This window comes from Adhaeribacter terreus, from assembly GCF_042657365.1.
Classification (GTDB): domain Bacteria; phylum Bacteroidota; class Bacteroidia; order Cytophagales; family Hymenobacteraceae; genus Adhaeribacter_A; species Adhaeribacter_A terreus.
Genome location: NZ_JBHSKT010000004.1, coordinates 234984 through 256898 on the forward strand (window position 1 = coordinate 234984; position 21915 = coordinate 256898).

Sequence of the window (21915 nt, forward strand, 5' to 3'; positions counted from 1 at the left end):
ACGATTCTGAACAGATATGAGCTCTAATTTTTCTTTTAAACACCATGTTTTGCCGCATATTATTGCGGTTCTGATCTTCTTCGGCCTTTCAGCCACTTATTTTTCACCCATTCTTTTCGAAGGCAAGGGCTTGCCGCAGAATGATATTCTGCAGCACCGCGGAAGCTCGCAGGAAGCTACTGAATACCGCGAAAAAACCGGCAAAGAAGCCCTCTGGACCAATTCTATGTTCAGCGGCATGCCAACTTATCTCATCAGCACCAAGTTTCCCGGCGATCTGATGAAGTTTGCGCACCAGGCCATTACGCTCAATTTGCCGGCCATGGTTGCCAACGTTTTCCTGGCATTGGTTTGCGCTTATATCCTTTTTGTGGCGCTGGGTATGAGCACCTGGCTTTCTATTGCGGGCGCCATTGCGTTTGCCTTCACTTCTTACAACCTTATTATTCTGGAAGCCGGCCACAACACCAAATCGCTGGCAATTGCTTACATTCCGCTGGTTCTGGCGGGTTTAATCATTACGTTTCGGAAGGGAAGACGCAATTTCTGGCTTGGCGCAGCACTTTTTGCGTTTGGTCTGGCCATGCATATCCGGATGAACCACTTGCAGATCACCTATTACCTGCTGCTCATCATCCTGATCTTCGGCATTGTAGAGCTGATCTTTGCAATAAAAGAAAAGTGGCTGGGCGAATATTTCAAACGCGTGGTTATTCTTTCTGTTGGCGCAATACTGGCCGTGGGTGTAAGCTTCGGGCGGGTGTATGCTACTTATGAGTACGGCAAATATTCAATCCGTGGAAAATCGGAGATAAAACCGCTTGATAATACAGGCGCAACGGCAACCGGCAGCGGCCTGGACCGTGATTATGCTTTTAACTGGAGCTACGGCGTGGGAGAAACCATTACCCTCTTAATTCCGGATTTTTACGGCGGCGCCAGTACATATAGTCTGAACGATAAATCGGAAACTTACCAGGCATTACTGCAAGTTGGAGCGCCGGAAAGCCAGGCCCGCGACATTGTGAAGCGACTGCCACTTTACTGGGGTGACCAACCATTTACCAGCGGACCGGTTTACGTAGGCGCGATTATCTGTTTCCTGTTTGTGCTGGGCTTGTTCCTGGTGAATAAAAAGATCCGCTATTGGCTACTGGCTGCTACAATCTTTTCTATTCTGCTGGCCTGGGGTAAAAACTTCGAAGCGTTCAACTATTTCATGTTCGATCATTTCCCGGGTTACAATAAATTCCGGGCGGTTTCCATGGCTTTGGTTATGGCGCAGGTGACGATTCCGCTTTTAGGCATTTTAGCGCTTTATGAAGTGCTTTATGGCCGAAACAAAGAGGTAGATTATCAGAAAAGCGTACTTTATTCGGCGGGTATTACGGCTGGGTTTGCGCTGCTTGCCATGATCGTGGGTAGTATGAGCGATTTTACTGCTCCGGCCGATGCGCAGCTGCAAAGTTCCGGGTTTCCGGTTCAGGTAATAAATGCTATTCGTGCAGACCGGGCCGGTATGATGCGCGGCGATACGTTCCGGACCATTATTTTTATTTTAATGGCAGCGGGCGTACTTTATTTCTACCTGAAAGGCAAACTTTCGGCAATGGTAGCTTCGCTGATAGTTGGTGCATTAATTCTAGTTGATCTGTGGAGCCTCGATAAACGCTATCTGAAACACGATGCTTTCCAGCGCCAGATCATGGAATCGCACTTCCAGCCAAGCCCGGCCGACCAGCAGATCCTGCAGGATAAAGATTTGAGCTACCGTGTAATTAACTTACAGAATCCGTTCAACGATGCCCGCACTTCTTACTTCCACAAGTCGATTGGCGGTTACCACGGAGCTAAAATGCGCCGTTATCAGGATTTGATCGATCGTCATATTTCGCAGAACAACCTCAAGGTGTTGAACATGCTGAACACGCGCTATTTTATTACCGGCGATCCGAAAATGCCGGTGCAGCGCAATCCGGATGCTTTGGGCAATGCCTGGTTCGTAAATTCGGTAAAACCGGTAAACAACCCGGACGAAGAAATTGCGGCGCTAAAAGATTTCGATCCGAGAACCGAAGCTGTGGTAGATATTTCGAAATTCCCGCTGGAAAAACGTAGCTTCAACGCGGCCGGCTCTACCGTAAAACTGACTTCATATTCTCCAAACGAACTGACTTACGACGTAAATGCCACGCAAAATGGCTTGGTGATCTTCTCAGAAATTTATTACAAAGATGGCTGGAATGCTTACGTAGACGGCAAACTTACACCGCACATCCGCGCCAATTATGTTTTACGCGCGTTGGAAGTTCCGGCCGGTCAGCATAAAGTGGAATTCAAATTCGAGCCGAAAGAATACAGCATTGGCAATACCGTAACGCTCATTTCTTCGGTGCTGCTTTATGCCGTAATTATTGCTGCCATTGTATTTGCTGCGAAAACCAAGCCGGAAGAAAACCAGCCGATCGTTTAAAAAACGCTATGCTTTTTAATGGAAAAACCGGTTGGCAAGACGCCGGCCGGTTTTTCTTTTTTTCACAAAAATCTGTCATCTTGAACACAAGCGAGCGCAGCTCTGAAAGACCTCGTCGGCTTTTCGTAGTAATGTTTCTACAGGCAATAAAATAGCTTAAATTATTGTGTCAATTCGAAAGAAGTTGAGGAAAGGATCGCGATCGCATACCGGACCTGTAAGGAATTTATCGCTCACTCGCTCAAAATTCCATAGCAGTACCAAATAGTTTCTTCGACAAGCTCAGAATGACGCAATTTTGTAATCAGCTTGATGGCATTGACTTTTTCATCTGAAAACCATACCATTTGCTGACTTTTTCACCCGAAATCCCTACCGTTTTTATGCCTGTTTCTTTGCAAGCGCTTTCCGATTTTTTTAAAAATATTCCTTCCGTTCCGGTGCAGAAACTGGAAAGCGAGCTTTTGAATGAGAAAGGCATTGAACTTTACGTGCGGCGCGAAGATCTTTTACATCCGGAAGTTTCGGGAAATAAATGCCGCAAACTGAAATACAATTTACTGGCCGCAGCGGAACAAAATTTCGACACGTTGCTCACGTTTGGCGGCGCTTTTTCCAACCACATTGCGGCGGTGGCGGCAGCCGGTAAACTTTTCGGGTTTAAAACCATTGGCCTGATCCGGGGCGAAGAGCACTTTCCGCTGAACCCTACTTTACAAAAAGCTACCGAAAATGGCATAGAATTGCATTACCTGGATCGGGAAGCGTACCGCCGGAAAAACGCTATGGAATTTCAGAAAAAACTCAGAAAGCAATTTGGTGAAGTTTACATTATTCCCGAAGGCGGCACGAATGCATTGGCATTGAAAGGCTGTACGGAAATTATTGCTGAAATTCAACAGAATTTCGATGTTTTGTGCTGCAGCGCCGGCACTGGTGGTACGGCGGCAGGCTTGCTTTGCGGATTAAATAACGAGAAAAGCATGCTCGTTTTTTCTGCTTTAAAAGGCGATTTTCTGAAAGACGAAATTGAAATACTCACGCAGCTTTGCGGCGGCAAAACGTACCGGAACTGGACGCTGCAAACCGATTATCATTTCGGCGGTTACGCCAAAACCAAACCGGAGCTTTTCGCTTTTATGCAGGATTTTGAACTGCAATTTCAGATACCTTTGGAGCCGGTTTACACCGGTAAAATGTTCTTCGGTTTGTTCGATCTGATCCGTAAAAATCACTTTCCGGCGGGCACTAAAATATTGGCGGTGCATACCGGTGGCTTACAGGGAAATGCGGGCTTTAAGCAGGAATTCTAATGCGGGTTTTCGGGTGTAAAAAGATAGCGTTTTAGGAAGAATTTGATTGCGTGTCACAACCTTTATCTGTTTCTGCGTAAGCAAAACAGAATTCATTTCATGTAAAATTTTATGCGCCTCGCCCGCCTCATCCGAACCCTTTTGCTGCCCTTTTTTCTGATCTTTCTGGCTGTTTTTCTCTGGAAAAAATTCAAGCCGCTTTCGCTGTTCAAACCGGAAGAAAAAGTAACGGTTTCACACCACACGGTACTTACCAAAGTAGAAGCGCTCGGCAAAATGGAACTGGTGCGGTACAATTTTAAAGATGTGGTGGAATACAAAAAAGAGATCATGTTTCTGCCCGATTCGCGCAGCGTTCTAATTGTGGCCGGCGAAGCAGTTGGTTGCATCGATCTGCGCAAAATTACCGAACAGGACCTCGTTTTTTCCGGCGATTCGCTGCTAACGGTTTACTTGCCAAAACCTGAGATCTGCTATTCCAAAGTGAACCACGAAAAATCGAAAATTCTGCTCATGGAAAACACGTATTTCCGCGATGCCGAACTGGTAGATGAAGCGTATAAATATGCCGAAAAGAATATTGCCCGCACCGCGAACCACTCCGGCATTTTGCGCCAGACCGAAGTAAATGCGCAGAAAGTGCTAAAGCCGATGCTGGAAAGTTTTTCGGAGAGAAAAGTTATTTTGCGGCGGCAAAGCGAACGAATGCAAACGCCCGAAATAGAAAAACGCTGAAAGAAATTATTTACGCGTTCGTCCCATCCAGTTCCCTCAGAGCATCCTGAATAAGATCGGTTTCGTAACCTTTGGTTTGCAGGTAATAGGTAATTTTCTGCTTGCGCGCGAACGGATTACTTTCTTTCTCGGAGCGCATTTTCTTTTCCGTTAAGTGCAGCAGATTTTCCCAGTAAACTTCCGGGTCAATTTCTTTCATGCCTTTTTTAATGCAGTAATCGGAAATGCGTTTGCCTTTTAAACCCTGCAGAATTTTGCGTCTCCCCCATTTTTTTATTCCGTATTTCCCGCGCACATACGAAGCCGCATACCGTTCCTCGTCTATCATTTTTTCGGCGCAAAGCTTTACGATCAGCTCTTCCACGTCTTCAGGCTCCAGGCCGTAAGTGTAGAGTTTATCGCGCACTTCCTGCTGCGTGCGTTCCTGGTAAGCGCAGTAAGCAGCGGCTTTCAGCAGGGCTTCTTTTGGGGTGTAGGTTTTATTCTTCTTCGGCTGTTGCACTTTTTTCGGCTAAAAGGGTAGCGTTTTATACGGCTTATTCAGAACAAAATTCCGGCGCTAAACATTCGTTCCTGCACGCAGAAAGGCATTTTATTTTAAGCCGTTTTCAGTTGCCAGAACTTAAAAAAACGGTAGGGTTTCAGATTGAAAAAGTGCCGGCTCGTTAATCGTCCTGCTTTATTTCGCCGCTCAGAATTTTGCGTAAAACTTCAGCCAACGGTTCAAATTCCTGGAAACCCTGCGTGAGCAGATATAACTTTTCTTCGTGCTCTACCACAATGGCCGGGAAACCGGTAATTACCCAGTTTTTAGCCAGTTCGAAATCGCTTTGCGCCTGTTCGCGGTATTTTTTCTGCTGAAATTTCAACCGGAAAACTTCTTCCGGCAAACCAATTTCGCGGCACAACGGAAAATACGTTTCGGCTTCGTTCAGGTCCTGGCCTTGCACGTAATGCAGCTGCTGAATTTCGTGCGCCAGCTTTATTTGCTGGTCTGAAGCCTGTTCCTGCAGAATTTTAAGCGCAATGGCCGGTGGCAACGAATTACTGATGTAGGTTTCTGAATTTAAAATACCGTTCAGGTATGGTTCGCCAAATTTCACGCCCGAAACCTGCTCTACACTCGGCACGGAACGCTTGATGTAAGCCGCCATTTTATGCAACGGGCCAACCCGTTCGCCGGTTATCATGCCGCCATTTATTACTTCAAAATTGAATTGCTCTTGAAATTCGGTGTGCAGTTTTTGCATGACCGGCGCAAAGCCAAAGCACCAGCCGCAAAGCGCATCGTAAATGTAAAATAAAGTAGGTTTTTGCATAAGAACAGGTTTGAAAGGGCCCAAATTTAACCATTTAAAACGGGAAAGCCTTTGCCGCTCCGGAAATTAGGATCTGACGCTGCCGGGAAAGTTAAAGCGTCATTTTTACAGTTTTTGCGTCCAATTTCCTACCGTTTTAAATAATGCGGTTTCCGGTTAACCCACAATTGGTTTGATTCACGAAAAAAATTGGATGATTTTCAAATAAACCCCTTTCCGATTAAAACTCTGGCACTATATATCCGTTTATATATCCGACTGAAAAGTAACAGGTTAGCGTGCTTTCTCCATTAAAAAGGACATACTTTCGCCGCCGGCCGAATTGTTTCACTAAAATTAAACCAAGAAAATGGCACCAACCAGAAGAACTCAAACCAACATCGTTCCGGAAGCTGTATCCAAGGTAGTAAGCAAAGTTGTGCGGAAAGTAGCAAAAACAGCCGACGGCGTGACCGGTAAAAAAACTGCAAGCTCAGCCTCTACGGCTAAAACCAGTACTAAAAAAGCCAGCGCAAGCACCGCTAAAACCAAAACAGCAGCTACCAAATCTACCACTGCTAAAAAAGCGACCGCTGCTAAAACGGCTACCGCCAAAACTCCGGCAACCAAAACTGCAACGGCTAAAAAGACAACTGCCGCTAAAACAGCAACAGCCAGCAAAACAGCTGCAGCGCCGAAAAAAGCGACCGCGGCTAAATCTACCAAAACAGCAAGCGCTGCCAAAGCCACGAAACCGGCAACTAAAACCGCAGCAACTGCAAAGAAAACCAGCACCGCAAAATCGGCTAGTGCCGCAAAACCAGCCGCTAAAAAAGCTACAAGCACCACAACCCGGTCTACCGGCGCAATGGCTAAAAAAGCAAGCACCAGCGGTGCCACTACCAGAAAAGCCGGCGGCACAACCGCCTCTACCAAAAAAGCTGCCTCTTCTGCAGGCAGTAAAAAAACGGCAGCTAAGTAGTTTTTACTACCCCAACTTCCGATACTTCTAAAGCCGGGCTCCAGGAGTCTGGCTTTTTTTATATTTTTTTATAAAAATGCCCGAAACCAAACTCTGAAGCCCGTTTTTCGTTTCAGCAAGTATTCAAATAACTGTATAAACGTCAAGTTGCACCGCATAAAAACATAAAATCCGATGACGAAAGAAAAAGACAAAAAAGAGCATAAAGAAATTGCCGACGTAATTGCCGATGCTGTTGGTGATGCTGCCCGCGATACGACCAAAAAACTGGTAAAAACGGTAGAGAAAAAGGCCGAAAAACTGGTAAAAAATGTGGTGCCGGGTTTAACCGAAGAAAAGAAAACTACCAAGAAAGCTTCAGCTAAAAGCGGTGATAAAAAAGCCTCTTCGGAGAAGAAAAGCAGCAAAAAAGATGCTGATAAAGGAAAAAAAGAAGATAAGTAGAAGCTTCATTTCGAAATTCGGAACTGGAAAAATATTACTTTTCTTTTAAGCACAAACAAAGCCCCGGAGCAAACTTCGGGGCTTTGTTGTAAACGCTATGCTTTTGGCACTCGAAACTCTGGCCGCAAAATTGCACTTATTCTATTGTAAAACGTTTTAATGAAAGCAGATACAGAATTAAGTGCCTGCATCGTTTCTTAATAAAGGCAGAGCTATGAATAAGATCTTCACCAACTATATTACCGCATTTTGCATCGGTTTTACGGCGCTGGTATTTGCTCCGGAAATTGCCAATGCCCAAACCTATAAAAGCACTACCAAAACCCGCGGTGCCCGCGATATTGTAAAAGAAATTATAGACGTTGTGGGCTTAACACCGCGTTTCGAAATGCGCGAAGCTGAGATTGATAACGCCGCCGCGGTAATTATGAACGGCCGCCGTTACATTTTATACAATACCCGTTTCCTGAACGAAGTAAATTCTGCGTCGCGTACCGATTGGGCTGCTGTAAGTATTCTGGCGCACGAAATTGGCCACCACCTGAACGGGCATACGCTTTTAAAAGGAGGCAGCAACCCCACCGATGAACTGGAAGCCGATGAATTTTCGGGCTTTGTGCTGCGCAAAATGGGTGCATCTTTAGCCGATGCACAAGCAGCTATGGCGGTACTTTCCGATGAATATGAAACGGTTACCCACCCCGGCCGCAAATCGCGTTTAACGGCTATCAGCAATGGCTGGCGCAACGCAAATAACCAAATGCTAGCCGGTAATAATCCGGTTTCCGATAAACCAGTAGCTATTGCTACCCAGAAATGTACGCCGCAAACTATTACCCGCGAAGACGCGCAACCAACGTTAGATAACCGCTTTATTCTTACCAAAGTAACCTTTAAAAATGCACCTCGCGAAGAGTTTTACATTACCACGTATGGCAATTTGGTGCGGGTAAAAAACAAGCAACTCGAAATAATCGGAAAGCTGGCGCAGACCAATAATGAGCAATTCCCGTTCGTTTTTAAAAGCGATAAAATAGACCCGCTCTTCGTAAGTAAAACCGGCAGAATTTATAACCGCAACGGCAAAGAACTGGGCTGGCTTTCTTAAAAAAAACATGCATTCTAAAAGCACAAAACGCTATGCTTTTCCACTCAAAAACTAACAGCTGCTTTTAAACGAGGCAGCTTTTCTGTGCTTTTAATTTACTACTGCCTTTGCAGGCATTTTCCAGGCGGTTAATTCCAGCAAAACATCATAATACCGGCGCTTCAGAATTTTAGATTTCAGCCAGGCATAAAAACTGATCGATTGAATGTCTTCCTGTTCCAGCGGCAAAAATTCCAGCTCCTTTTCGATCAGTTCTATAAAATATGGCTGGTCCAGCAAATACGGATCTTCTATTAGTTTTTTAAGCAGCTGCAAATAACCTTTTACGTTGTGGTAAGCTTCCTGGGCCAGCAGATTTTTAAAACTCCGCTCCATGATCCGTACTTTATTCATGGCCAGTTCCGGGTTCTGCAATTCTATCTGCAAAATGAGTTCGCCCATGTTCTTTTTCAGCACCCATTCCTTGCCCATTTTGGTTTCGCAGAATTTATCGGAGTGTGGTAAACGCATCAGTATCAGGTTGGCTTTTTTGAAGTTTTCCTGCGCAAAATACAGAAAGCTCAAACCGAATTGCGCCGTAAGCTGATCGCGGATGCTGAGCAGATTTCCCTGCTTTTCGATCAGGTCCTGCATCAGTTCAGAAGCTTCTTTCAGGTGCTCTAAAAAGGCCAGGTTCGCCGTTTTCAGAAATACGTAACGCGGGTAAAATTGCAGGAACAGGCTTTTGGTATTGGTTTTCAGCTCGGCATAAATTTGCTCCAGATATGCATTGCTCTGGCTGAATTTACGGTTGCGATACAGCACGTGCGCGATCATGTAAAGCAGGTTCAGTTTATAATGCAGCTGCGCTTTGGTAAAACCGCTTTGCTGCTCCAACTGCTGAAACTGCGCAATAATATACGGCTCGAACTGGTAAAAATCTTTCCGGGCCAGCACCGCGCTGCGGGCAATGGTCATGAGTTTATAGAAAATGGAAGGCCGCCGGCCCGCTACTTCTGTAAGCTGAAAATCATGCAAAACTTTTTGGATGATCGCGTCGAAATGCAGGTCGCGGCCTTGTGCCCGAACCTGGGTAAGTTGCTCTCTTATCAGACTGGCTGCAATGTTGGCACGTTCTTCTTCGTCGGCGGCCAGTTTGTTCTCGTTGCGTTTCTGAATGATCTGGTGCAGATTATCGGCAAATTCGCTGTCGGCTTTTTCTATCTGAAGGTTATAAATATTATTCAGCAGGTCGAATTGTTCATTTTCGGCGGCCAGTTTTTCAGCTTTGCGCAGCAGGTTCCAGGCCAACCGGTCGGCGCGGGCCTCAAACAAATACGTAGCCAGCGAAACCATGCCCATAACCGACGAAGCCGAAGTGCTGTCTTCTTCCATGCGCTTAAGCAGAATAAAATCGGAAAGCTGGCGCATGAGCCGTTTGCGAAGCGCGTAATAAGCCATGCTGTTTTCGGCATCCGGGTAAATTTTACGCTGTAATTCCGTAGGCGATAACTTTTTCTTTTGCTGCAAGGCCTGGAACAGTGCCACATCTTTGCGGTCTTTATGCCGTTGCTGCCGCTTCATAAAATCTACAAACTCCCGTTTCTGGTCACTGGTCAGCGTATCGATGGTAATTTTCAGATCGTCCATAAAGAAAAACAAAGCAGCTGGAATTGCTTTCAATATAAACAAAATTCGGCATTAAGAAACATCTCATTCACAAACATTTAAACAACTGAAATTCAGTTAATTAAAACGCATTAAAACCCGTCATCAAAGTCTTTATCTTCAGATTCCTGGTTTTACTTTCCTTAATCCCGCGGCGTATCTTTATCCGGAAACATTGCAAAACGGTATCATTTAAATGCATAAAACTATGAAAAGCTCTTTACTACTCAGTTTTTGTTTGCTGGCTTCTTTTTTTGCCGCCGCCCAAGACGTAATCACCAGAAAAGACGGGCAGGAAATTGCCGCTAAAATTCTGGAACTCACGCCCGACCTCGTTATTTACAAACGCGCCGATAACCCCGAGGGGCCAACCATTTCGATTTACAAGCACGAAGTTTTCATGATAAAATATGCGAACGGCGTGAAAGATATTCTAACGCCGCAACCACCACAACCTAAGCCGGTACCGGTAGCGCCACGGCCTGTGGTAAAAGAAGTAAAAGTGGCTGAGCCACCGCAACCCGAAGAACCAGCCCCTTACCAGATGAAACTGAACGGTCCGCGCTTTGGCATAACCTACATTACCGAAGGCAAACTTACCCGCCGCCTTGCCGAGGAATTTGACGCGACCAGCCCCGTTATTTCGCAATTTGGCTGGCAGTTCGAAACCCAGATCTTCAACATTGAGGGCGGCCCGACCGGTTTGGTTGAATTCATTCCGCTGATTGGCGGCTTAGACCAGGGCGCATTTTTGCCAAGTGCCAGCCTCATGTTCGGTTTGCGCGGCGAAACCGGCATGGAACTGGGTTTCGGACCGAACATTTCTCCGGCCGGAACCGGTGTTGTGCTGGCGGTGGGCACTTCGTTCACTTCCGGCAACGTTCATTTCCCAGTAAATTTTGCGGTGGTTCCGTCTAAAGATGGTGCAAGATTCAGCCTAATGTTTGGGTTTAACTACCGGAAAAGATAAACGAACTAATAGCACTTTTCAGGCCGATTTCCCTAGCGTTTTTTATTCAGTGAAGCAATTTCAGAATGCGTTTCAGACTATTTTCAGAGAAAACATTGCGGTTATTTTTTTACCGAAACATTTAATAAACGATGCAATTACGTTATCTTGGCTGGCGAAATAAATAGCTTCTAATCTTGCTGCGCATGAAAAAAATATTGCTGTTCGTCTTTGCCATTTTCGGTGCTTACTTTGCTTCGGCACAAGATGTTTTAATTAAAAAAAGCGGTGAAGAAATACCGGTAAAAGTGCTGGAAATTACGCCCGACCTGGTAAAATATAAGCGCATCGATAACCCGGAAGGCCCCATAATTTCAGCCCGCAAAAGCGACCTTTTTTTGCTTCGGTATGCTAATGGTGCTAAGGAAGTTTTCGGCGAGCCGGCCCCAACCAACAAACCATTTCGCCTGGCCCCAGCAGAACCACTCTACGTAGCGCCGCAACCCGAAGAACTGGCTCCGGAACAGGTAAAACTGAACGGCCCTCGCATTGGCTTAACCCTAATAGACAAAGGGGAACTTAGCCGCAGGCTGGACCGTGAATTTGAGGCAAGCCGCCTTTTAACCCAGTTTGGCTGGCAATTCGAAACCCAGATCTTTATGAGCGACCGCGGCACTTCCGGTTTGCTGGAACTTATTCCCTTGATCGGGGGCCTGGAGCAGGGTTTATTTTTACCGAGCATCAGCGGCATTATTGGCTTAAGAGGAAAATCGGGGTTTGAAGTTGGGGTTGGCCCGAATGTTTCGCTGGCGGGTGCCGGGCTGGTATTTGCCACCGGCGCTACTATAAAATCGGGCAATATGAATTACCCGCTCAACTTTGCTTTTGTGCCTTCTAAAGAAGGTGCTCGCTATAGTTTCATGGTCGGGTTTAACTACAGAAAGAAAAACCAATGAAATTAAAATACATTTTCCTGAGCCTGTTTGTGCTGCTATTTGCAGAAGTTGCTTCGGCGCAAGATAAAATACTGGACCGCAAAGGCAACGAATACCTGGTTAAAGTGCTGGAAATTACGCCCGATTCAGTCCTTTACCGGCTATCTCCGGATTCGGCAAATGCTACCACGTATGCCATTCCCAAAGCAGCTATTTTTATGATAACTTACCCCAATGGCGTTAAAGAATTGTTTCAGGAAGAAATGCAGCAACCGGCAAAAGTTGAAGCTCCGGTTTTAAACAATAACGAACTGTATAACCTGGGAAAAGTAGATGCTATAAAATATTATAAACCACGGGGCGCTTATTGGGCTACCTTGGGCTCCACGCTTTTATACCCGCCGGTTGGTTTAGGAGTTGGTGCTGCCATTGCAACCTCCTCGCCTTCCCGCCAAAATATGGAAACCTCCGATACGCGTTTGCTCGACAATCCGCATTATGTAAACGGCTATAAGCAACAGGCCAAAAAACAGAAGTTGGGCAAAGCCGCTGCCGGTTTCGGTACAGCAGCAGGCATTTATGCCGGGTTGTTTATTTTATTAATTGCAGCCATGGCGCAATAAGAAAAACGCTATCCTTTTTGAGCTGAAAACTAAAAAAGCTGCCCGGCAAACCAGGCAGCTTTTTTCTTAATTTTTTATTGTGCAACCGTTAGCGGCGGCGGGTAGTTTTTTTCTTAACCGGATATCTGCGGGAAGGATATTTCTTTTTGGAATAATATCTTTTGCTGGAACTATTGGAAGGACCGTATTTGATCGGTTTGCTGGCTTCAACGGCTAATTGCTCCTGGTATTTACGAGGCACTAAAAGGTCGCGTTGGGCTTGCTCGGCTGGCGAAATACTGGCTTCGAGTTTGTGCGGATCATTGTTTGGGGATTCTGTTTTGGAAGCGGCGCTGCCATGTCCCTGCGAAAACCCCGGTGTAAAGGCCAGCATGAAAAGCAGCGAAAAAAGATAAAATGCTTTCATTATCTGTTTAAAAATTTGGTTAACGGGTTCAAAATTAAACTTTTCGAACGAAAATTGCACTAAAAATCGTCATTTTTTTCCTTTTACCTTTCTAAATCAACCGTTAACCCGCTTTTTCAACCATTTTTTCCAATCCGCTTTTTGGCTGAAACAGGTTATGTTCAATCATATTTCGCAGGGATTCGTATAAAACCTGCCACCCGGCCAATTGGAAATTCGGGGCGGGCTAAAAATTGTTCAACACTAAAACGAAAGGAAAAAACGCTATGCCAAGAGGAGATAAATCTGCCTATACAGACAAACAAAAAAGACAGGCGGAACACATTGAAGACAGTTACGAGAAAAAAGGAGTTGGCCACGAGGAAGCAGAAAAGCGCGCCTGGGCCACGGTAAACAAACACGACCACGGAGGTAAGAAAAGCGGCTCCGGTCGTAAAAGTTCTTAAGGCTTCTTCCTGAAAATGTGCCAGGAAGAAAATTACACTAAAAAAAAATGCCGGTTCTTTGCTCAGAACCGGCTTTTTTTTTAGTGTAGTTTAAATTTCAGCGTTTGCTATTAAGGAGTTTATCCATTCCGCGCGCGGCGGCAGCAGCGGCTAAACCGCCCAATAAATACCAGGCTACCGTCATTACTTTGGTTTGCGTGGTGCGGCCGCTTGGCGCTGTACCTAAACCCAAAGGGCCGGGAAGCGCTACGCCGCCTAAGCCACCGGCCAGGCCGAGCATAGAACCGCGGAGCCAGGCATTTTTATCGCAACCAGCCAGACTATAGTACAACGCGTTGGCCACAATATCGCCGGCCATGGTTATGCCAAAGAGTTTTTCTTCGGCGGGCGGTTCGGTATTGGCGGCACGCATGGTTTTGGCAATTGCGCGCATACCCAGCAGATCCATCCGGGGAGCATCGGGGTGCACACGGCGCATGGTTTCGTGCACCAAAGTTAGGGCGCAGGCACCCGCTAAACCACCAGCCAACGATTTCAGCATACTGTTATTGGTAGCGCATTTATTCTGTTTCCATTTACTTTTTTTCATAGTAGAGGTAGTTTATTGTTTAGAAATTAATAACGCGGCTACAACCATCAGGTTTTGTTTCTGGTTTTTCGGCTTTACTAAAGGGAATTAAACTGATCTCACCGCTCCGCTCAAAGTAGGCATCTTTCACATTTTTCAGGTCTTCCATTTTATCTTTACGGCAAGCTTCATAGAGGTCGTTCAGGCTAACTTTTTCGCGTTCCATTTCCTTCCAGAGTAGGTTGCCGTCTTTTATAAGCTGTGTTTCCTGGCCCTTTACATATTTCCCGAAACCCTTTATATGAAACGCGACCATGGCCAGCAGCCAATGAAAACCAACCAGCAAAATGGCTGTGAAAACGGTTGCGTAAAAAGGCGAATTACCGGTTATGGCGCGGCTTAAAATGGAACCCAGAATAATACCCAAAACAATATCCAGCGCGGTACTTTTACCAAAAATGCGATGATCGCCGTAGCGCACCATAAACAGGGTAAGCAGAAAAACCAGAATACCCCGCAACCCCATTTGCCACCACAAAATATCTTTAGAATCCGGACCGATCAAGGCATTCAAAAAATCGAGCATGGAAATTGTATAGTTTAAGATTAAGTTTCAAGAAAAACGGTAGGCTTTTATTCCGGAAAACTGCAGAAATTTATACGCTGCATATTGTTTCTGATTGCTCCTTTTTTAGTAAACGGAAATAAACCTGAAGGGTGCAATTCATAAGAAAAAGCTTTAAATTTTAGCTTAATAAAAGAATTCGGCAACCTGGCACCCAAGTAATTACGTAAGTAAGCCTGAAGTTTTTAGTAAAATAATACATTACAATATTAATATATTTATGGAGAAGGCCACTTTTGCAGCGGGATGTTTTTGGGGGGTTGAAGCTATTTTCCGCCAACTTGAAGGAGTTACAGCTACTTGCGTTGGCTACACAGGTGGCATAACCGAAAACCCTACTTATGAAGAAATTTGTGCTGATAAAACTGCGCATGCCGAAGCTGTAGAAATTACCTACGATCCTGCACGCATTTCTTACCAGGATCTGCTGGAAGTTTTCTGGCAACAACATAACCCCACCACACTTAACCGTCAGGGACCTGACATTGGCGCGCAATACCGCTCGGCTATATTTTACCACAACCTGGCTCAGAAAGAAGCCGCGCAAATATCAAAAGCCTTGCTCCAGCAATCAGAAATTTACCGCAACCAACCTATTGTAACCGAAATTTCAGCAGCCGGAACATTTTATAAAGCTGAAGAATACCATCAGCAATACCTGGAAAAAAGAGGCTTTTCGAACTATGTAAAAGTGCTGACGAAATAAATTTAGCCCAAACGCCCCTTTGAAAATATAAAAGCCCGGTACCATTACAGCACCAGGCTTTTCTTGTTCATAGATCAATTTCTAAAATGGCTTATCGCTTTAATTTACCGGCAATTCCGCTGAAATTCATTTTAGAGCGTTTAGACAAATAACCCGCGCCTAAAACCAGCAAAGCTCCACCAATTACTTTTTGCGTGGTGCTGAGGCTGTTCACTTTTTTAGCAGCCATTTCACCGTATTGTTTCAGTTTTTCGGGAATCTGCACGTTACCTAACATGCCCGTTAAAGTATCCATATTAAAACCGTTGCTCTGATTTGAAGCGGCATTTTGCGCCGAATGCTGTGCCTGATCTGGCTTGTTGGTTTTATTTTCCATGATGTTTTGAAAGTTAAAGAATGAAAATTATCCGGCCTTCATTAGCTATTTTTCCAATAGGGCCGAAATACTATACCGGTTTTTTACGGGCTTAGGTTTCAATTATTCTTCCATTTTTCCTTACCCGACTTTTTCGCTTAAAAATGCTATCGTTTTTCGGTTTCATTCCTCTTATTGCATTAAAACTACCCGAACCTGTGCGTCAAGCTTCCGTAAATTGTTCTTACGGCAACGCTCCAAAAGCAAAGCCAATGTTTCACTTTACCGAATAAGACTATGAAATTTAATAAGAACGAAAGTGGCGAACGTGGCCACCGGAATCATTTAGAAGGCGAAGGTACCAAAGCAGACCGTCAGGGTGGCGGACCAGGCGAACGTAGCAGCATGGCCGGCGAACAAGGCGCGAAAGCTGAAAATCCTAACGATAGCATACGCTCGCATACGCAAGCCGGCGAAGTGCATGGAGCCGGTACATTAAAAGAAGGTTCGAGTCGCGATCAGGCCAATGAAGATCGTTTTGGCCTGCACTTGGGCGATGATTACCGCAAAGACCGGATAACCGGAGAACAAAATGAAGATGTTCGTCGACAAACCGGCACCGCAAATCATGCGGGTGGGAAAACCGATGGATCTGGCGGCGGTAAAAGCAGTGGCGGTGCCGGTCATGGTCCGCAAAGCCACACGCACGCCCCTGATTCCAGCGGCAGCAATAACCCAAGCAGCCGAGCAAGCAGCAACGAAGGTTCGGGCGGAACCAACGTAAATACGAAAGATTACAAAGGCTACGAAGGCGGAACTCCTCCGGGGAAACTGAAAAGTGGCGGCGACCATCAACACGGTGGCGAATTTCCACCAAGAACCCGTCAGAACCCTAACGAAGAAGGCAGTTCGGCTGGTAGCCACTAAGAAAACAGGTTAAACTTTCACATAAAAAAGTCCCGGAACTTTAATATTAAAGTTCCGGGACTTTTTTATGTGAAAACTATAGCGTTTTACTTTTCCTTTTTTGCCTGGGAAGTAGAGGTTTTCTGTTTGTGTTTGTCGTAGAAATAAAAAATAAGGAAAGCTACAACACCAACGGAAGACAACCAGATAAGGCCGGTTTTAAGATTATCAGTATCGTTGCCAATAAAAGCAATAAGCGTAATAAGGGGCACTACGCCGGCCGTTGTGGCACCCATGAATTTCCAGAATTGCAAACCTATAGAACCAGCCACAAAACTAATGGCATCGTTAGAAATTACGGGAATTACGCGCGCAATGGCTACCGCCCAATAACCATAACGATCTACCTGCACTTCTACTTTTCTGGCGGCTTTTACACCCAGCAGTTTATGCACTAATGCAGATCCAGCCCAGCGCCCAACGCCATAACCAATAATAGAAGCCAGCATTATACCCGCAAAAGCAATGAGCGAGCCCCAGACCGGACCATAAACCAAAATGGTGATAATGATGATAGCCAGCACATTTACTACTACCATAAACATTTGCACCACCATAAATAAAATAATGACCAGCGGCCCCCAGTAACCAAATTGCTCTACCCAGGCCGAAATTTTCTGCTGATCGCCGGTACTAACAATATTCCAGGCTTCCCGCACATTGTTGGCAAATGGCGGCCAGAAAAAATAAAGCGCGAAGACGGTTCCTACCACCACCAGGGTAATGTACAAGGGCAGCTTGCTCGATTTTTCTTTGGGCTTATGTTCCGTTCGTACAGGTTCCAAATTAGAATTGCTTGGTTGCAGAAGTAGTTTGCAAAGCTTCTACGGATTTTTGGGGCGCAAAGGATACCGTTTTATTTGCTTCCGGAATTACTTTGGCTGTGTTGCTTCAGGTTTAGCAGGCTGGCTTTGGTTTTAGAGTAGCGCTTCTTTTCTTTACGAAAATCGGGTGGCGGGGGTAAGTTAGCGAAATACAGCAGGCCATCGGCGCGCAACGTTGCAGAAGCGGTTTGGAAATTATGATCGGAGAGTTTTGTAAGCAAACGCGCAAACGTATCATCCGCCAGTTTATATCCTCCTAATTCCGCCTGAAAACCGGTATCAAGGTCGTAGTTTTGCAGTTCCGGTAAACTTTCCGGCAGGCTTTGTAATGAAAGCCGGTAAGCTTCCAGGGCAGCCACAAAACTTGCAGCAAATAAACTTTCGGCTTCCGGCGTAGGAATTTCGAAATTGAGCGGTTCCAGAATTCCAAATTTTGGTACGAACCGGAAAGCAGCAGCCATTATTCTCGCCGAAACGCCCGGCTGGTCTTCAGACTGGCGAAACAATTCGTTAAAACTGCTTCTGCGTAACAAATGCGCCACTTTCTGATCGGCAGCGCTGCCTTCATTTTTCAAGGCCTCTTCATCTACCCACTGCCAGCCGATCTTGGTGATCTGGGGCAAAACGGCTTTCACTGAAATGCGAAAAACCCGTTCGGTCAGGGGCAGATATACAAAGATTTGTTTCAGCCGCAGACCATAGGTTTTGTAAAAAGCGCGTTCCAACACTTCCCGGGCCACTTTAAACCCAATAAAATCGCGGTAAGCTTGGGGTGCATAATTTCCGCGCGCGGCCTGTAGCACATCGAAGCCGAATTCCATGCGCATGTGCGCCACCGGATCTTCTTCGTAGGTTACCACCTGGCCAAAATATTTGCGGGTTTCAGGATATACCAACGGCACGCTTAAGTTGGTAGCCAGTTTATGCCCATAAACATCGCCGTGATAATGCGCCAGCGCGCCTAAAGCAAATGCCAATTCGTTGCGGTTGGTGGCTTCGGCAATAAGATTTCGGGTGAAATTTCCGGTACACACATAATGCACCAGATCGGTAAAAAACCGGCTTCCCAATGGGTAATAACCTATATCGGGTATAATTGCACCTCCGTAGGCAAAGGCATGGGCATCTTTTAATTCACTGGCAGTTGCTCCGGGGAACCGACTTTCCAGAACTGTTACAATTTCTTTTTCCCAGGCTGCATCTATCATAGCCTGATGGGTGAGTACCGAATAAGCGCACGTTTTCTGGCTAAAAAACAATAGCAAAAAAATTAAGATACAGCAGATTTTTCTAAATAGAGGCAAGCAGTTTCGTTTGTTTTTCCTACGAAATTGCTTTGCCGCTGTTTAGATACCAGTTCTAAGATTTTGTAACAAGCAGTTTTCAGGCACTAAACCCTACCATTTTTAAAGTTTATAAATATCTGCTTTTACTCCGTTATCGCCGTGTTTACGTTTATCCGTCGGGCTATCGAAAACGATTAACACGTGGTTATCGTCGTAAAGGGTCATGCCTTCAGCTTTGTCCTGCCCACTGGTTTCGCCGGAGCCGTGCGGCACATCGAATAATCTTTCAAGTTCTTTGCGATGCACAATGGCTTCGGGTTTCTGTTTGGTCGCATTTTTCCAGCAGTACACTGAAATGGTGCCGTCCAGATCCATGGTGGGACCAGCCAGAATTAACAGGTCGTGGCCAACTACACGCAACTCCCGGATGCCCATACCTTCCAAATGCAGGAAATGCTTTTTGTAAAATTCACCGTTTTCGCCTATCGGTTTCAGTTTGAAATGTTCAGACTTGGATTCCTCTATTTCCACTTCCAGGATCATGGCCCAACCTCTTAATACCGGACCGCGCAAGCCTATATAGATTTTCTCTTTGCTCAAAGCCAGCCCTTCAATATCGAAGCCGTTGTCTTTGCCGGGAATTTGCATGAACGGTTTCAGGTGCATATCCGAAGCCAGTACCTGCCAGAGTTTATTTTTATCACCGTAGCTTACCAGCTGCGAAGCCTGTAATTTCACGTTCGGAATATCAGGGCGTTCGCAGGTTTTATGCAATTCGTATTCGCCGGTTTCTTTGTTTTTGATCATCGGAATACGCGCCAGCAAATACCGGCTCGGGTCGTCCTTCACTTTGGCCAATCGTTTTATTTGCTTTTCCATTGAGTCTTTTTTCTTGGGTTTCTTGCGAGCCAGACTATGCGAGCCAACGATCCACAAATAATGTTCGTCGAAACCCATGCCTTCAACATCAATTTCACACTCTTTTCCGCCAGGCAACTCCAGGTATTTATGCAGTTCGAAAGATGTATGGCTACCGAAAGTTTCTTTATCGAGGCGCGTGAGGCGTTCCAGGCTGCTGCGTTCATCGCAGGCAATCCAGAGGTTATCGCCCAGCAGCAAAGAAGTTGAAAGGCCGTCGCGCACGTGTTTGCCGGCTTGGTTGTAGCTCTGCTTTTCGTCGAATTCGAGGGTAAGGTGTTTTTTCATAGCATGGGTTCCCGCCAACGTTTCGCTAACTTTTCAGGTGTATTTGCATACCGTTTTTGGAGAGGGGAAGTTATTTATCAGGAAAAGAAATTTGTTTTCAACACTGAAAAAAAGATGGTTTCCGGCGCAGCTTTCTATGTTGGTATTAAGCAAAAAACGCTATGCTTCGGAGCCTCAAAACTCATGGAAAGCCGAGTTTAAAACCAAGTAGTTTGCCTTTATGTAATTACTGCTTGCTTCACCAACAAAATTGAATTGTCACGCCTTTTAAGGCGTGGAGCACAGCGGTGAAAAGTCAGGACAAAAAAATACCTCCCGGAATGGCAGTACCAGGAGGCATTTTCAGCAAAGGAATATCCGGAGTTTTTAAGCCGAAAACGCTATCGTTTTAAGCCGCAAAAGTCATTCCCGGAGCTTCAGATTAAATATGGATCGCGCGGTTTTCCGTTGCGGCCAAACAGGCTTCTTTCATGGCTTCGGCGTAGGTTGGGTGCGCGTGACTCATGCGGGCCACGTCCTCTGCCGAGGCACGGAATTCCATGGCGGTTACGGCTTCGGCAATTAAGTCAGCAATGCGCGGACCGATCATGTGCACGCCCAGAATTTCGTCGGTATTCTTATCGGCTAATACTTTCACGAAACCGTCGGTATCCATAGAAGCTTTGGCGCGGCCGGAGGCTTTGAATGGGAACGAACCGGTTTTGTAGGCGCGGCCCTGCTCTTTCAGTTGCTCTTCGGTGAAACCCACGCAGGCAACTTCCGGCCAGGTATAAACCACGCCCGGGATCAGGTTGTAGTTGATGTGCGGTTTCTGGCCAGCCATATATTCGGCAACCAGCACGCCTTCTTCTTCAGCTTTATGCGCCAGCATCGCGCCACGAACCACATCGCCGATGGCGAAGATACCCGGTACATTGGTTTCCAGGTGATCGTTTACGGCAATCATGCCACGTTCGCCCATCTGTACACCAGCCGCCTCTAAATTCAGGCCTTCGGTATACGGTTTACGACCGATAGAAACCAAGCAATAGTCGCCTTCGAAAGTAACAGTTTCACCTTTGGTGTTTTCGGCAGTTACTTTTACGTTTTTACCATCGTTGGTAGCGCCGGTTACTTTGTGCTGGAAGAAGAATTCAAAGCCTAAGGTTTTCTTCAATACGCGCTGCAGTTCTTTTCCTAAAGCACGGTCCATGGTCGGGATGATGGCATCCATGAATTCTACCACGGTAATTTTAGCGCCTAAACGGGCATACACCGAACCCAACTCCAGCCCGATCACGCCGCCGCCAATGATGATCATGTGCTTCGGAATTTCTTTCAGTCCTAAGGCTTCGGTGGAAGTAATGATGCGTTCTTTATCTACCGGTAAGAAAGGCAGCACAGTTGGTTTGGAGCCGGTTGCGATGATCACTTTCTCGGTTTCGATTTCCTGACCTTCGCCACTTTCGGAGGCAATTTTGATACGGTTTTTGCTTACAAATGAACCCAGACCGTTAAACACATCGATCTTATTTTTCTTCATCAGGTAAGCAATGCCGTCGTTGTTCGATTTGATAACCCCGGCTTTGCGGCTGATCATCTGCTCCAGGTTTACTTTCAGGTTGTCCAGCTCAATGCCGTGCTCTTTGAAGGTATGCGAAGCGTTATGGAAGTGCTCCGAAGAATCTAAAAGCGCCTTGGAAGGAATACAGCCCACGTTTAAGCAGGTACCACCCAGCACATTATATTTTTCGATTATCGCGGTTTTCATTCCCAATTGTGCGCAGCGAATTGCTGCCACGTAGCCTCCAGGACCTGAACCGATTACAGTTACATCGTATTTCATTTTTTTACTTTTTAAAAGATTACTCTTTTTAAACTCTTTTGCGATACTCCCCCTTTGAAGGGGGTAAGGGGGATGTTTTTTGCAAGAAATCAGCACGTGTAAACACCCCTATGGTCCCCTCAAGGGGACAGTATCAGATATTGTAAAAATAAAGAGGAGGAAATTCAGAAAACCTGCCTCCCTCCTCTTTTATCA

Annotated in this window: 24 protein-coding genes; 13 read left to right on the top strand and 11 right to left on the bottom strand. The window is 45.8% G+C overall.

All coding sequences use genetic code 11. The features are described 5' to 3' along the window. Window positions 1-16 precede the first annotated feature (16 nt). The 3 genes from ACFPIB_RS08530 to ACFPIB_RS08540 all read left to right on the top strand — a co-directional run bounded on the left by ACFPIB_RS08530 (window position 17) and on the right by ACFPIB_RS08540 (window position 4521). The gene (locus tag ACFPIB_RS08530) at window positions 17-2473 is read left to right on the top strand and encodes a YfhO family protein (protein ID WP_378017016.1); all 2457 of its coding nucleotides are present in this window, start codon (window positions 17-19) and stop codon (window positions 2471-2473) included. 383 nt (window positions 2474-2856) lie between these two features. Next, complete coding sequence (locus ACFPIB_RS08535; RefSeq protein WP_378017017.1) at window positions 2857-3786, top strand: 1-aminocyclopropane-1-carboxylate deaminase/D-cysteine desulfhydrase; 930 nt, start codon at window positions 2857-2859, stop codon at window positions 3784-3786. 111 nt (window positions 3787-3897) lie between these two features. Further along, the gene (locus tag ACFPIB_RS08540) at window positions 3898-4521 is read left to right on the top strand and encodes a DUF4230 domain-containing protein (RefSeq protein ID WP_378017018.1); all 624 of its coding nucleotides are present in this window, start codon (window positions 3898-3900) and stop codon (window positions 4519-4521) included. A 10-nt stretch (window positions 4522-4531) separates the two neighbouring features. On the opposite strand, the gene ACFPIB_RS08545 is transcribed toward ACFPIB_RS08540, so the two are convergent. Together ACFPIB_RS08545 and ACFPIB_RS08550 are read right to left on the bottom strand one after the other, a co-directional pair. After that, window positions 4532-5023 carry a regulatory protein RecX gene (locus ACFPIB_RS08545; RefSeq protein WP_378017019.1) on the bottom strand — a complete coding sequence of 164 codons (492 nt, stop codon included), beginning with the start codon at window positions 5021-5023 and terminating at the stop codon, window positions 4532-4534. Window positions 5024-5186: 163 nt separating this feature from the next. Next, entirely contained in the window at window positions 5187-5840 is a 654-nt protein-coding gene (locus ACFPIB_RS08550; RefSeq protein ID WP_378017020.1) for a DsbA family protein, read from the bottom strand. Window positions 5841-6189: 349 nt separating this feature from the next. On the opposite strand from ACFPIB_RS08550, the gene ACFPIB_RS08555 reads away from it, so the two are divergent. From ACFPIB_RS08555 to ACFPIB_RS08565, 3 genes are all read left to right on the top strand, one after another. Next, complete coding sequence (locus tag ACFPIB_RS08555) at window positions 6190-6801, top strand: hypothetical protein (RefSeq protein WP_378017021.1); 612 nt, start codon at window positions 6190-6192, stop codon at window positions 6799-6801. 174 nt (window positions 6802-6975) lie between these two features. Continuing rightward, entirely contained in the window at window positions 6976-7245 is a 270-nt protein-coding gene (locus tag ACFPIB_RS08560; RefSeq protein WP_378017022.1) for a hypothetical protein, read from the top strand. A 214-nt stretch (window positions 7246-7459) separates the two neighbouring features. Beyond that, on the top strand, window positions 7460-8353 hold the full coding sequence (locus tag ACFPIB_RS08565) for a M48 family metalloprotease (protein WP_378017023.1): 894 nt from the start codon (window positions 7460-7462) through the stop codon (window positions 8351-8353). A 90-nt stretch (window positions 8354-8443) separates the two neighbouring features. Here ACFPIB_RS08565 and ACFPIB_RS08570 read toward each other — a convergent pair whose 3' ends face one another. Beyond that, window positions 8444-10015: a hypothetical protein gene (locus ACFPIB_RS08570; RefSeq protein WP_378017024.1), complete on the bottom strand. Its 1572-nt coding sequence runs from the start codon at window positions 10013-10015 to the stop codon at window positions 8444-8446. A gap of 193 nt (window positions 10016-10208) precedes the next feature. Between ACFPIB_RS08570 and ACFPIB_RS08575 the strand changes: the two genes are divergently transcribed. From ACFPIB_RS08575 to ACFPIB_RS08585, 3 genes are all read left to right on the top strand, one after another. Next, window positions 10209-10970, top strand: coding sequence for a hypothetical protein (locus tag ACFPIB_RS08575; RefSeq protein ID WP_378017025.1), 762 nt, complete (start codon window positions 10209-10211; stop codon window positions 10968-10970). Window positions 10971-11155: 185 nt separating this feature from the next. Then, window positions 11156-11905, top strand: coding sequence for a hypothetical protein (locus tag ACFPIB_RS08580; protein WP_378017026.1), 750 nt, complete (start codon window positions 11156-11158; stop codon window positions 11903-11905). Continuing rightward, on the top strand, window positions 11902-12507 hold the full coding sequence (locus ACFPIB_RS08585) for a hypothetical protein (protein WP_378017027.1): 606 nt from the start codon (window positions 11902-11904) through the stop codon (window positions 12505-12507). Before ACFPIB_RS08580 ends, ACFPIB_RS08585 begins: the two co-directional genes overlap by 4 nt. Before the next feature lie 88 nt (window positions 12508-12595). Here ACFPIB_RS08585 and ACFPIB_RS08590 read toward each other — a convergent pair whose 3' ends face one another. Continuing rightward, window positions 12596-12913, bottom strand: a complete 318-nt coding sequence (locus ACFPIB_RS08590) for a hypothetical protein (protein ID WP_378017028.1) — start codon at window positions 12911-12913, stop codon at window positions 12596-12598. Window positions 12914-13179: 266 nt separating this feature from the next. Between ACFPIB_RS08590 and ACFPIB_RS08595 the strand changes: the two genes are divergently transcribed. Then, on the top strand, window positions 13180-13359 hold the full coding sequence (locus ACFPIB_RS08595; protein WP_378017029.1) for a hypothetical protein: 180 nt from the start codon (window positions 13180-13182) through the stop codon (window positions 13357-13359). A 97-nt stretch (window positions 13360-13456) separates the two neighbouring features. Here ACFPIB_RS08595 and ACFPIB_RS08600 read toward each other — a convergent pair whose 3' ends face one another. Beyond that, a complete protein-coding gene (locus ACFPIB_RS08600) occupies window positions 13457-13948 on the bottom strand; it encodes a hypothetical protein (protein ID WP_378017030.1) in 492 nt (163 codons plus the stop codon). Between the two features lie 19 nt (window positions 13949-13967). After that, window positions 13968-14513, bottom strand: coding sequence for a DUF421 domain-containing protein (locus ACFPIB_RS08605; RefSeq protein ID WP_378017031.1), 546 nt, complete (start codon window positions 14511-14513; stop codon window positions 13968-13970). Between the two features lie 259 nt (window positions 14514-14772). Here ACFPIB_RS08605 and msrA point away from each other — a divergent pair, with 259 nt between their 5' ends. Next, complete coding sequence (msrA, locus tag ACFPIB_RS08610; RefSeq protein ID WP_378017032.1) at window positions 14773-15258, top strand: peptide-methionine (S)-S-oxide reductase MsrA; 486 nt, start codon at window positions 14773-14775, stop codon at window positions 15256-15258. A 91-nt stretch (window positions 15259-15349) separates the two neighbouring features. Here msrA and ACFPIB_RS08615 read toward each other — a convergent pair whose 3' ends face one another. Continuing rightward, complete coding sequence (locus ACFPIB_RS08615) at window positions 15350-15634, bottom strand: hypothetical protein (RefSeq protein ID WP_378017033.1); 285 nt, start codon at window positions 15632-15634, stop codon at window positions 15350-15352. Between the two features lie 276 nt (window positions 15635-15910). Here ACFPIB_RS08615 and ACFPIB_RS08620 point away from each other — a divergent pair, with 276 nt between their 5' ends. Next, entirely contained in the window at window positions 15911-16540 is a 630-nt protein-coding gene (locus ACFPIB_RS08620) for a hypothetical protein (RefSeq protein ID WP_378017034.1), read from the top strand. A gap of 86 nt (window positions 16541-16626) precedes the next feature. On the opposite strand, the gene ACFPIB_RS08625 is transcribed toward ACFPIB_RS08620, so the two are convergent. The 3 genes from ACFPIB_RS08625 to ACFPIB_RS08635 all read right to left on the bottom strand — a co-directional run bounded on the left by ACFPIB_RS08625 (window position 16627) and on the right by ACFPIB_RS08635 (window position 19895). After that, entirely contained in the window at window positions 16627-17364 is a 738-nt protein-coding gene (locus ACFPIB_RS08625) for a TVP38/TMEM64 family protein (protein WP_378017035.1), read from the bottom strand. Window positions 17365-17435: 71 nt separating this feature from the next. After that, window positions 17436-18611: a zinc dependent phospholipase C family protein gene (locus tag ACFPIB_RS08630; RefSeq protein ID WP_378017036.1), complete on the bottom strand. Its 1176-nt coding sequence runs from the start codon at window positions 18609-18611 to the stop codon at window positions 17436-17438. A gap of 198 nt (window positions 18612-18809) precedes the next feature. After that, the gene (locus ACFPIB_RS08635) at window positions 18810-19895 is read right to left on the bottom strand and encodes a DUF3616 domain-containing protein (RefSeq protein ID WP_378017037.1); all 1086 of its coding nucleotides are present in this window, start codon (window positions 19893-19895) and stop codon (window positions 18810-18812) included. Window positions 19896-19898: 3 nt separating this feature from the next. On the opposite strand from ACFPIB_RS08635, the gene ACFPIB_RS08640 reads away from it, so the two are divergent. Then, window positions 19899-20096 (top strand): hypothetical protein, encoded by a 198-nt coding sequence (locus ACFPIB_RS08640; RefSeq protein ID WP_378017038.1) that lies wholly within the window; start codon window positions 19899-19901, stop codon window positions 20094-20096. Window positions 20097-20316: 220 nt separating this feature from the next. Here ACFPIB_RS08640 and lpdA read toward each other — a convergent pair whose 3' ends face one another. Further along, window positions 20317-21720, bottom strand: a complete 1404-nt coding sequence (gene lpdA, locus ACFPIB_RS08645) for a dihydrolipoyl dehydrogenase (RefSeq protein ID WP_378017039.1) — start codon at window positions 21718-21720, stop codon at window positions 20317-20319. Between the last annotated feature and the right edge of the window lie 195 nt (window positions 21721-21915).

What these genes read in the sequence shown, in the direction of transcription:
- lpdA (WP_378017039.1), bottom strand. Translation starts at nt 21,720, where the DNA reads ATGAAATACGATGTAACTGTAATCGGTTCAGGTCCTGGAGGCTACGTG.
- ACFPIB_RS08550 (WP_378017020.1), bottom strand. Translation starts at nt 5,840, where the DNA reads ATGCAAAAACCTACTTTATTTTACATTTACGATGCGCTTTGCGGCTGG.
- ACFPIB_RS08635 (WP_378017037.1), bottom strand. Translation starts at nt 19,895, where the DNA reads ATGAAAAAACACCTTACCCTCGAATTCGACGAAAAGCAGAGCTACAAC.
- ACFPIB_RS08535 (WP_378017017.1), top strand. Translation starts at nt 2,857, where the DNA reads ATGCCTGTTTCTTTGCAAGCGCTTTCCGATTTTTTTAAAAATATTCCT.
- msrA (WP_378017032.1), top strand. Translation starts at nt 14,773, where the DNA reads ATGGAGAAGGCCACTTTTGCAGCGGGATGTTTTTGGGGGGTTGAAGCT.
- ACFPIB_RS08575 (WP_378017025.1), top strand. Translation starts at nt 10,209, where the DNA reads ATGAAAAGCTCTTTACTACTCAGTTTTTGTTTGCTGGCTTCTTTTTTT.
- ACFPIB_RS08615 (WP_378017033.1), bottom strand. Translation starts at nt 15,634, where the DNA reads ATGGAAAATAAAACCAACAAGCCAGATCAGGCACAGCATTCGGCGCAA.
- ACFPIB_RS08640 (WP_378017038.1), top strand. Translation starts at nt 19,899, where the DNA reads ATGGGTTCCCGCCAACGTTTCGCTAACTTTTCAGGTGTATTTGCATAC.
- ACFPIB_RS08630 (WP_378017036.1), bottom strand. Translation starts at nt 18,611, where the DNA reads ATGATAGATGCAGCCTGGGAAAAAGAAATTGTAACAGTTCTGGAAAGT.
- ACFPIB_RS08565 (WP_378017023.1), top strand. Translation starts at nt 7,460, where the DNA reads ATGAATAAGATCTTCACCAACTATATTACCGCATTTTGCATCGGTTTT.
- ACFPIB_RS08585 (WP_378017027.1), top strand. Translation starts at nt 11,902, where the DNA reads ATGAAATTAAAATACATTTTCCTGAGCCTGTTTGTGCTGCTATTTGCA.
- ACFPIB_RS08600 (WP_378017030.1), bottom strand. Translation starts at nt 13,948, where the DNA reads ATGAAAAAAAGTAAATGGAAACAGAATAAATGCGCTACCAATAACAGT.
- ACFPIB_RS08590 (WP_378017028.1), bottom strand. Translation starts at nt 12,913, where the DNA reads ATGAAAGCATTTTATCTTTTTTCGCTGCTTTTCATGCTGGCCTTTACA.
- ACFPIB_RS08580 (WP_378017026.1), top strand. Translation starts at nt 11,156, where the DNA reads ATGAAAAAAATATTGCTGTTCGTCTTTGCCATTTTCGGTGCTTACTTT.
- ACFPIB_RS08560 (WP_378017022.1), top strand. Translation starts at nt 6,976, where the DNA reads ATGACGAAAGAAAAAGACAAAAAAGAGCATAAAGAAATTGCCGACGTA.
- ACFPIB_RS08540 (WP_378017018.1), top strand. Translation starts at nt 3,898, where the DNA reads ATGCGCCTCGCCCGCCTCATCCGAACCCTTTTGCTGCCCTTTTTTCTG.
- ACFPIB_RS08595 (WP_378017029.1), top strand. Translation starts at nt 13,180, where the DNA reads ATGCCAAGAGGAGATAAATCTGCCTATACAGACAAACAAAAAAGACAG.
- ACFPIB_RS08620 (WP_378017034.1), top strand. Translation starts at nt 15,911, where the DNA reads ATGAAATTTAATAAGAACGAAAGTGGCGAACGTGGCCACCGGAATCAT.
- ACFPIB_RS08530 (WP_378017016.1), top strand. Translation starts at nt 17, where the DNA reads ATGAGCTCTAATTTTTCTTTTAAACACCATGTTTTGCCGCATATTATT.
- ACFPIB_RS08555 (WP_378017021.1), top strand. Translation starts at nt 6,190, where the DNA reads ATGGCACCAACCAGAAGAACTCAAACCAACATCGTTCCGGAAGCTGTA.
- ACFPIB_RS08605 (WP_378017031.1), bottom strand. Translation starts at nt 14,513, where the DNA reads ATGCTCGATTTTTTGAATGCCTTGATCGGTCCGGATTCTAAAGATATT.